3 protein-coding genes and 1 pseudogene are annotated in these 1,973 nt (G+C 72.3%); 1 reads left to right on the forward strand and 3 read right to left on the reverse strand.

Features of this window, described 5'->3' with window-relative positions:
- Both G3I65_RS39845 and G3I65_RS39850 read right to left on the reverse strand, forming a co-directional pair.
- Positions 1-460, reverse strand: a 460-nt coding sequence (locus G3I65_RS39845; RefSeq protein WP_160700670.1) for an aromatic amino acid lyase, incomplete at its 3' end; no start/stop codon positions are given.
- A gap of 34 nt (positions 461-494) precedes the next feature.
- The gene (locus tag G3I65_RS39850; RefSeq protein WP_309235941.1) at positions 495-1,133 is read right to left on the reverse strand and encodes a group II truncated hemoglobin; all 639 of its coding nucleotides are present in this window, start codon (positions 1,131-1,133) and stop codon (positions 495-497) included.
- 69 nt (positions 1,134-1,202) lie between these two features.
- Here G3I65_RS39850 and G3I65_RS39855 point away from each other — a divergent pair, with 69 nt between their 5' ends.
- The gene (locus tag G3I65_RS39855) at positions 1,203-1,541 is read left to right on the forward strand and encodes a helix-turn-helix domain-containing protein (protein ID WP_160700671.1); all 339 of its coding nucleotides are present in this window, start codon (positions 1,203-1,205) and stop codon (positions 1,539-1,541) included.
- 70 nt (positions 1,542-1,611) lie between these two features.
- Here the strand turns inward: G3I65_RS39855 and G3I65_RS39860 are convergent.
- Positions 1,612-1,973, reverse strand: a pseudogene (locus G3I65_RS39860) (transposase); the annotation flags it as partial.

The following is a 1,973-nucleotide window of genomic DNA, read 5'->3' on the forward strand; positions in this document are numbered from 1 at the left end:
TGAGCGCCAGCGCGGTCTCGGCCAGGGGCGCGAGGTCGCCGGTGCCGATCGCGCCGAGCCGGTGCACCAGCGGCAGCGCGCCGGAGCGGACCGCTTCGGCCAGCGCGCCGATCAGCTCCGGGCTGATCCCGGACCGCCCGGAGAGCAGCTGGTTCAGCCGGATCAGCAGCATCGCCCGGACCTGCCCGGGCGGCAGCACGTCGCCGCTGGCGCCCGCGTGGCTGCGCAGCAGGCGCAGCCCGTGCTCGCGCGAGCTTTCGACGGTGTCGTCCTTGTTGGCCCCGACGCCGGTGGTCCGGCCGTAGACCACGCGGCGCGTGCTCAGGTCTTCCGCGAGCTTCCACGCGTGCTCGGCCGCGCGCTGCGCGGCGATCGAGACGTCGATGTCCAATGGGCCCTCGGTGCGCGCCGCCGTGACGACGTCCGCGCACCGGAGGGTCCGGCCATCCACCCGGATCAAGGGCAGCCTCCTTTCGACTGCCCTCACTATGCGGCTAGGCCCCCGCCGTCGGCCAGGGCGGCATCGGCCAGTCCCAGCGCGGGACCGGTTCGTGCGGGTTCGGCTCGGCGCCGGGGGCGGAGAAGACGACGGCCAGCCGGCTGCCCCACTCGACGTAGCCGGCGAAGGCCGCGCGGAACTCGGGGTCGCCGGGCAGCCCGGCCTCGTCGGCGGCGTCGAGCAGGAGGCTCACCCACCGCCGGCGCTGCGGCTCGGTGATCCCGCGGCCGAGGTGGCGGCCGATCATGTGGGCGTGCCCGCCGTGGCTCCCGGTGTAGGCGGGCGGCCCGCCGAAGACCTCGCCGAGCCAGACCGCGACGTGCTCGGCGTGGTGCGGGTCCATGTCCCGGAAGACGGGTTCGAGCAGCGGGTCTTCGAGGACGTGGCCGTAGAAGATCGTGAGGAGGCGCACGAGCGCTTCGCGGCCGCCCGCCCAGTCGTAGAGGGAGGGGGTGGTGGTTTCGTAGCGTTCGGGTTCGCCGTCGGGCGTGAACCCTTCGATGCCGCCGAACGGCGACGTCGCGCGGACGAGGTACCGGCCGGGCGCGCGCTCGACGTGGTGCCCGGCCGCGGCCTTTTCGAACTCGGCCCGCGCGGCTTCTGGCACGGTGTAGCGGAAGTAGTCGACGATCACCCGCTCAGGCAACCAGCGGCCGGGGCGCGGCGGCAAGCACGTACTTTCCGGTGCGTAGGGAGAAACGGCGTGAAGCGGTACCACTGCGCGACGGAACTGGCGGTCGACCTGATCGGCGGCAAGTGGAAGCCGGTGATCCTCGCGCACCTCAAGGAAGGCGCCCACCGCTACGGCGAACTGCGGCGCCGGGTGCCGGGCGTGAGCGAGAAGATGCTGACCCAGCAGCTGCGCGAGCTGGCCGCGGACGGCCTGGTCCGCCGGGTGGAGTTCCCCGGCCGGGTGCCGCGGGTCGAGTACCACCTGACGGCGGCGGGGGAGGAGCTCCGCCCCGCGCTGACGGCCCTGTACGAGTGGGGCGAGCGCCGCGCGGCGGAGCGCGGCATCACGTTCGAGCCGCCGGCGCCCTGACACCGGCCCGGCAGCGACGACGTGAATGACTCATTCATGTCGTCAGACGACATGAATGAGTCCTTGAGTTTTAACTCTTGGTGGTCTTCTTGCCTCGTCGGCTGTTCTTGCGATAGGTCGGATAGCGGGTCCGGGGCGGCCGGGCGGAGCCGGTGGGACGTCCGGGACCGGGACGGGTGGGTTTCGGTGGGTTGGCCGGGGTGCCGGTCAACCCACGAACCCGCCGAAAATCCCGTCGAACCCGCCGTGGTGACATCATCTCGGCGGGCTGGGGTTTCTCCCACGGCAGCCGCAGATCACGGACACAGCCGCGAGCCAGCCGCAGCTGGGTGTAGGCGACCAGCACCAGCCAGCTCCACCGCAACGCCGTGTCGGGAAGCATCGGCGCCGGTGTGGTCCAGCCGAGATCCTGCTTGAGGAACCGGAACGTGT

The organism is Amycolatopsis sp. SID8362 (assembly GCF_010550475.1).
Taxonomy (GTDB): Bacteria; Actinomycetota; Actinomycetes; order Mycobacteriales; family Pseudonocardiaceae; genus Amycolatopsis; species Amycolatopsis eburnea.